The sequence below is a fragment of the Acinetobacter sp. TY1 genome (genome assembly GCF_048551395.1).
Lineage (GTDB): Bacteria > Pseudomonadota > Gammaproteobacteria > Pseudomonadales > Moraxellaceae > Acinetobacter.
Genome location: NZ_JBLYZK010000033.1, coordinates 22,276 through 29,384 on the forward strand (window position 1 = coordinate 22,276; position 7,109 = coordinate 29,384).

The window sequence follows — 7,109 nt, forward strand, 5'->3', positions numbered from 1 at the left end:
AACTTGAATGTTACTTTACTTAAATTGGGTTGTCTGTCGCTATGGATACTAAAGCTTTATATGTGACTGCGGTTGTCATTGCGGCAATCAGCGGTGGCTATTATTGGTACGGTGGCAAAGGCAAAAAGCTTGATGCCGATACTGCTCAGAGTATGACATATTCTGCGGAAGGTATTCATTTGACTCAAACCGATGAAAAAGGACTGTTGCATGTTCGTGCACAAGTGGATCATTTAGAACAAGATTTACAGCATAAAACTTCAAAGTTGAAAAACTTGAATGCATCGGTGTATGTCAATAATCAAGTGGATTCTACTTTTTACGCTAAGAATGCTAATGGCTATGATAATAATGAAAAAGTTGTCTTAACGGGTCAAGTGAAGGCGACTAAAATTGGTGAGCAAGGCAATATGGTCTTTCAAACCGAAGAGTTAACAGCATTTCCTAAATTACGGACACTTGAAACAAAAAAACAAGTGGTGGTTGATGCACCCAATGCACAGTTTATTAGCCAAGGTTTAAATGCAGATTTAAATCAGGGGCAGTATGAATTTTATCAAATTCGAGGAAAGTATGCGCCAAACTAATTATTTCACTCAGTATCAGACTTTCCTAAAGCAAACATTTGTCGTTGTTGGATTATGCTGCGCATCTGTGTCGGCATTTGCTTTACAGTCAGATCGTAATCAGTCAATTTCCCTATTGGCAGATCGTGCGACATTCAATGATAAAACTGGTGTAACAACTTATTCAGGCAATGTTGAAATTGAACAAGGCACAATGAAGGTTTATGCAAACTCTATTGTTGCTCAACTTAATAAAAGTAAACAAATTAGTACAATTACTGCAACAGGTAGCCCTGCAAAATTTCAACAGCAACTTGATGGAAATAAAGGAATTGCACGTGGTGAAGCACAAAAAATTATTTACAATGCGGAAACAGGGATTCTCAATTTGATTGGGAATGCATATTTGTATCAAGATGGTGCAAGTATTCGTAGTAATACCTTGAAATACAGTATGAATAAAGGTGATATTGAGGCTTCAGGTGGCCCAAATAGCACGGGTACATCAAAAGGTCGTTTACAAATTATTATTCCGCCATCTACACAGAAAACTTTTCCTGGAGTGCGTGATTAATGGATGATGCGCTGAATAAACCTCAGACCTTGTGTATTAAGCATCTTGCTAAAGTTTATAGTAAACGTTGGGTAGTTAAAGACGTTTCTTTTAGCATGAAAAGTGGCCAAATTGTTGGGTTGCTCGGTCCAAATGGTGCGGGGAAAACCACAAGCTTTTATATGGTGGTTGGGCTTGTTCGTATGGATAAGGGGGAAATTCATCTTGATAATGAAGATATCTCTGATCTTGCAATGCATCAACGTGCCCGTAAAGGCATTGGTTATTTACCACAAGAAGCCTCTATTTTTAGAAAGCTCACTATTTCTGAAAATATTATGGCAATTCTTGAGACACGTTCAGATTTAAATAAGCAACAGCGTCAACAACGTTTAAAAGAATTACTTGCTGATTTTAAAATTACGCACATCAAAGATTCATTGGGTATGAGTGTTTCGGGTGGTGAGCGTCGTCGTGCGGAAATTGCCCGTGCTTTAGCTGCAGATCCAAAATTTATGTTATTAGATGAGCCTTTTGCTGGTGTAGATCCAATTTCTGTAGGAGATATTAAAGATATTATTCGACAGCTAAAGGATCGTGGTATTGGGGTTTTAATCACAGATCATAATGTACGAGAGACTTTGGCAATCTGTGAACATGCATATATTGTAAGCGAAGGAGCAGTGATTGCAGAAGGCACTCCTGAAGATGTTTTAAATAATGAAACTGTTCGTGAAGTCTATCTTGGTGATGATTTTACCGTTTAGTCGAATATCAGAATAAGTGCTTGTGAAAATTACATTTTCTATTTAATTTTTATAGGCATTCATTCATTTATTGTTTTATAATGTGTTAAATAGATCACGGTTTTAAGACAAAATAAAAATCATGTATATAGGCACTTTTGAAAGTTTCACTTTTAAGTGATGCGAAAAACGAGAAATCATGTGGGAAAAAATAAAATAAAGTATAAGATTCGTGGCGGAGCATATTGTTTAATTTTGATTGGTTTACACTCACCGGGGTTGGCGTGGGCTGAAGAGTCAAAATTAAATATGCAACTTATGAAGAAGAATGTGCAAAAGTTTTTAGCACCTGAATCATCCGAAGACTATCGCAAAGTCAGTTTAAATGAGCTGAGTAAATTTGATTATCAACAGAATGAGACTCAATCATTACCTGTAATTACGGGAACAAATGCAACAGGGACTAATCCTGTTGTGTTTATGGATTCAGCCCCTTTTTCGATGACAGGAGCATTACCTGCAAAAATTAGTATTTATGACGCTGTAAAAATAGCGGTGTTACGGCATCCAGATATTGCGCAAAGTATTTCTTCATTGTCTTCGCAAAATGCCAATATTGATGTGGCGAAAGCAGGCTACTATCCCCCAGTTAACTGGTGGTTTAGGTACAGGTGATATGACATCGGGTGAAGCTGGTCGGCAGCTCTTAACATTGAGTGCGACACAGATGCTTTACGATTTCGGTAAAGTCAAAAGTGGCGTTAATGTTGAAAAAGCACGTTTACAAGTAGCGCAAGCCAATGTTCTTGTATCAATTGATGATATTTCGACGCAAGTTGCGACTGCGATTATTAATATCCGTCGTTATCAGGAAATTACCCGAATTGCACGTGAGCAGATTAAAGGTATTTCTCGTATTGCTGAAATTGCCAATCTTCGAGCAAATGCAGGTATTAGTAGTCAAGCCGATCCAATTCAAGCACAGTCGTATCTTGAGTCTGCACAGTCAAATTTGATCGCACAAGAAACGCAGTTGAGTATGTATAAGCAACGTTTACGAACGTTGGTTGGACGTGATATTTCTAGCAGTCGCTTGGAGATTCCAGACAGTATGATCTCAGCTTCTGATCTATATAGTGAAACTCAATTCAATCGTATTCCAAATATGATGGCAGCAAAAGCTGGTGTGGATGTTGCTAAGTCACAGAAAGAACAAACAAATTTGAGTCGTTATCCAACTTTAAGTGTTCGAGGAAGTTTGAGTCAGGCACTCAATGGTGTAAACCCGAATAATAACAAAGACAATGGTTTTTACGATTCAATCATGCTTGAAGCCACAAGTAACTTTTATCAAGGTGGTGCAGTTGCATCACAAACGAAAGCTGCGAGTTTTGCCGAAGAAGCAGCTAAAGCACGTGTGAGCAGTGTTTATTTAGATGTTCTTGATCAGACTCGTCTTGCACGTGAACAGATTGAAAATAGACAGCGTCAAATGCAAGTTTTGATTGCACAGCAAGAAACGACGGTGAGAACCAAAGAGCTTTATCAAGAACAATATAAATTAGGCACACGTACCGTTGTTGACCTACTAAATGCTGAACAGCAAATTCATAGCGCAAATTCTCAAATTGAATCTGCACGTTATGATATTTATGACAATCTTGTTCAATATATTTCTGCATCTGGTAAAGCACGTGATGTTTATCAGCTGAATAATCTTTCAATTCAAGGGGTAGAGATACAACCATGAATAATACAACAATAAATTATCAACCATGGTTACAAGCCGTCCTTACTGTAGCAAGACATTACCGTATTGAAAGTTCTGAAGAACGTATCCGCCTAGAGTTAAACTGGAATCAAAATCAAGGCATCGATGATGTCTTAATGATCATGACCCGTCAGGTTGGGTTACATGTTCGTAAGGTTGATTTTAGCTTAGATATGCTTAATCCTTGGCGCTTACCTGTTGTGGTCGGCTTTAAAGATGGTCAAGTTGGAGTAATTGACAAAGCTGATGCAGTCGGTAATGTCAGCGTACAAATGAGTGGTGATAAAGGTCTTGCACAGACTTTTAGCGCAGAAGATCTTCAGAATGCAATTTCATTGGTTTATATCTTGCGTCCTGAAAGCGCAGTACCCGATGCTCGAATTGATGAATATATTAAACCATATGAAGCCAATTGGTTTTGGGAAATTGTACTTAAAGATTGGAAGCGTTATGTTGATATTATGTTTGCTTCAATGTTGGCAAATATTTTAGCATTGGCAACCATTGTCTTCTCAATGAATGTGTATGACCGTGTTATTCCAGCGCAATCGATACCAACTTTGTGGGTATTGGCAGGTGGCGTATTAATTGCGGCTATTTTTGAATTTGCACTGAAATATTCACGCTTAGTTTTATCCGATATGATTGGTAAGCGTGCAGATTTACGTATTTCTGATCGTGTTTTTGGGCATGCACTACGCATTAAAAATAAAGAGCGTTCAAAGTCTACAGGTACATTTATTTCACAGATTCGTGAACTTGAAGGTGTTCGTGAGTTGGTGACATCAACCACAATTACTGCATTTGCTGATCTACCATTTTTCCTTTTATTCTTAGGTATTTTCTGGTTGATTGGGGGTAATTTATTTTGGGTTATGGCCATTGTCGTCCCATTAATGATTCTGCCTGGTTTCTTGGTTCAAAAGAAATTGGCAGCACTTGCACAGCAAGGTATGCGTGAATCTTCTATTCGTAACGCTATTTTAGTTGAAGCAGTTCAGGGGATTGAAGATATTAAACTGTTACGTGCAGAATCCCGTTTTCAGAACCAATGGAATCACATGAATGAAGTGTCTGCAAACGTCAGCATGCAGCAACGTAAAATTGTTGGTGTTATGGGCTTGTGGACACAAAAATTGCAAGGTTTAACTTTTGCGATTGTTGTCTTGGTCGGTTGTTTTGCAGTGATGAAAGGTGATATGACAACAGGTGCGTTGGTTGCGTGTTCAATTTTATCATCGCGTATGCTTGGACCAATTGCACAAGTCACAGGTGTATTGGGGCGTTTCCAACAAGCAAAGACTGCAAAAAACAGTTTAGATGAATTGATGAAGAAGCCGATTGATCAACCAGAGCGCTCCCAGTTAATTCAACGTTCAGTATTAAATGGTAAATTTGAACTGAATGGTGTTGTGTTTAAATATGATGATGAAGATCCAAAGCCTAGCCTAATAATACCAAAACTGGTAATAAAACCTGGTGAAAAAATTGCAATTTTAGGTCGTAATGGTGCGGGTAAATCGAGCTTACTGCAGTTGATGTCAGGTATGCAGACAGCAACACAGGGTAAAGTCAATTTGGATGATATTGATATTACTTTGCTTGACCCTGCTGATGTACGTCGTGATGTTGGACTGTTAAATCAAAATGCACATCTATTCTTTGGTACAGTGCGTGAAAACCTTACATTAGGTGCACCACTTGCAACAGATGATGATTTACTTAAAGCCTTATCTGTGACAGGAGCATTGTCTTTTATTCAAGATAAAAAAGAAGGACTTGATCACATCATTATGGAAGGTGGTGTTGGTTTCTCAGGTGGTCAGCGTCAGGCATTGTTATTGTCTCGTTTATTAATTTGTCAGCCTAATATTTTGTTATTGGATGAGCCAACTGCATCAATTGATGATGTTTCTGAAAAGCAATTGATTGATCATATGAAGGTTTGGCTTGCACATCGTACATTGATTGTGGCAACCCACCGTCGTGCAGTACTTGAGTTGGTTGATCGTATTATTGTGATCAATGAAGGTCGTGTGGTCATGGATGGACCAAAAGAACAAATATTGAATAATTCAGCACAACAGATGCCGAATAGTGGAGCTAGATCATGAGTGAAGAAAAACAAACAAGATCTATGAAGGTAACTCATCTAGAACCACCTTTACCAAAAGCAAGTGTAATGATTTGGATAGTTTGTTGTGGTCTGATGGCATTACTTATTTGGGCATGGGTTTTTAAGCTTGAAGAGGTTTCGCAAGGCACGGGTAAGGTTATTCCGACATCCAAAGAGCAAGTTATTCAGTCTCTTGAAGGTGGGATTTTAACGAAGCTAGAAGTTAAAGAGGGTGATATTGTTCAGAAAGGACAAATTCTTGCTCAATTAGATCCAACACGTTTTGAATCTAATGTCGGTGAATCTGAATCCTTATTGATTTCATCACAGGCAACTGCTGCACGTCTTCGTGCAGAAGTGAATGGTACGCCATTAACATTCCCTGATAGTGTTCGAAAAGACCCTAAAATGGTGAGTGAACAGACAGAATTGTATAATTCTCGTCGTGCCAATATGGATGAATCTATTGCGGGCTTAAAACAAGCATTAACACTCGTTCAGCAAGAGTTACGTATGACAGAACCGCTAGTAGCAAAAGGTGCGGCGAGTGAGGTTGAAGTATTACGTTTGAAACGTCAGGCAAATGATTTGCAAAATCAGATCAATGATATTCGTAATAAATATTATGTAGATGCGCGTGAGCAATTATCTAAAGCAACAACTGATGTTGAAACCCAACAACAAGTGGTGCGTGGTAAATCAGATACGTTAAATCGGACTATTTTCAAAGCACCTGTACGTGGTGTAGTGAAAGAAATTGATGTAATGACTTTAGGTGGTGTTATCCCTCAGAATGGTAAAATCATGACGATTGTTCCATTAGATGAGCAATTATTAATTGAGGCACGTATTTCACCACGAGACATCGCATTTATTCGCCCAGGTCAAGAAGCGCTCGTAAAACTAACTGCTTATGATTATTCCATCTATGGTGGTTTGAAAGGTAAAGTCACTGTCATTTCACCAGATACGTTACGTGATGAAGTGAAACAAGATCAGTTCTATTATCGTGTTTATATTCGTACGGATTCGGATAAGCTTTACAATAAAGCAGGTAAGACTTTTGCGATTACACCTGGTATGGTTGCGACTGTTGATATTAAAACAGGTTCGAAAACAATTCCTGACCGGTAGTGCGGTGAATACCGCGGGTGAGTTGGTCCTGAGCTTCAATGAAAACTTAGATGCACAACATCCACCGCAAAACAAAGACTTCACCATCTTGATTGATGGCGTACTGCGCACCCCGGACAGCATCACGATCACAGGTCAAACATTGGCGCTGAATTTCACGCCACCGATCTATAGCGGTCAAAGTGTGCAAGTGATCTACACCGATCCAACAGCGCAAAACGAT

The 7,109-nt window shown here is 38.8% G+C and carries 6 protein-coding genes and 1 pseudogene; all 7 read left to right on the forward strand.

The genetic code is table 11. The features are described from left to right. The first annotated feature begins 41 nt into the window (after window positions 1–41). Window positions 42–587: an LPS export ABC transporter periplasmic protein LptC gene (lptC, locus tag ACK2M2_RS14515; RefSeq protein WP_409512769.1), complete on the forward strand. Its 546-nt coding sequence runs from the start codon at window positions 42–44 to the stop codon at window positions 585–587. Beyond that, a complete protein-coding gene (lptA, locus tag ACK2M2_RS14520; RefSeq protein WP_409512770.1) occupies window positions 574–1,140 on the forward strand; it encodes a lipopolysaccharide transport periplasmic protein LptA in 567 nt (188 codons plus the stop codon). The genes lptC and lptA overlap by 14 nt, the downstream gene beginning before the upstream one ends. Continuing rightward, window positions 1,140–1,886, forward strand: coding sequence for an LPS export ABC transporter ATP-binding protein (lptB, locus tag ACK2M2_RS14525; RefSeq protein ID WP_409512771.1), 747 nt, complete (start codon window positions 1,140–1,142; stop codon window positions 1,884–1,886). Before lptA ends, lptB begins: the two co-directional genes overlap by 1 nt. A gap of 288 nt (window positions 1,887–2,174) precedes the next feature. Continuing rightward, window positions 2,175–3,615: pseudogene (locus ACK2M2_RS14530) on the forward strand (TolC family outer membrane protein). Next, window positions 3,612–5,750 carry a type I secretion system permease/ATPase gene (locus ACK2M2_RS14535; protein ID WP_409512772.1) on the forward strand — a complete coding sequence of 713 codons (2,139 nt, stop codon included), beginning with the start codon at window positions 3,612–3,614 and terminating at the stop codon, window positions 5,748–5,750. Before ACK2M2_RS14530 ends, ACK2M2_RS14535 begins: the two are co-directional and overlap by 4 nt. Continuing rightward, window positions 5,747–6,886, forward strand: coding sequence for an HlyD family efflux transporter periplasmic adaptor subunit (locus ACK2M2_RS14540; RefSeq protein WP_419349557.1), 1,140 nt, complete (start codon window positions 5,747–5,749; stop codon window positions 6,884–6,886). The genes ACK2M2_RS14535 and ACK2M2_RS14540 overlap by 4 nt, the downstream gene beginning before the upstream one ends. 4 nt (window positions 6,887–6,890) lie before the next feature. Beyond that, window positions 6,891–7,109, forward strand: a 219-nt coding sequence (locus ACK2M2_RS14545) for a SwmB domain-containing protein (RefSeq protein ID WP_419349559.1), incomplete at its 3' end; no start/stop codon positions are given.

Coding starts and splice junctions, on each gene's coding strand:
- lptA (WP_409512770.1), top strand. CDS start 574: ATGCGCCAAACTAATTATTTCACTCAGTATCAGACTTTCCTAAAGCAA.
- ACK2M2_RS14540 (WP_419349557.1), top strand. CDS start 5,747: ATGAGTGAAGAAAAACAAACAAGATCTATGAAGGTAACTCATCTAGAA.
- lptB (WP_409512771.1), top strand. CDS start 1,140: ATGGATGATGCGCTGAATAAACCTCAGACCTTGTGTATTAAGCATCTT.
- lptC (WP_409512769.1), top strand. CDS start 42: ATGGATACTAAAGCTTTATATGTGACTGCGGTTGTCATTGCGGCAATC.
- ACK2M2_RS14535 (WP_409512772.1), top strand. CDS start 3,612: ATGAATAATACAACAATAAATTATCAACCATGGTTACAAGCCGTCCTT.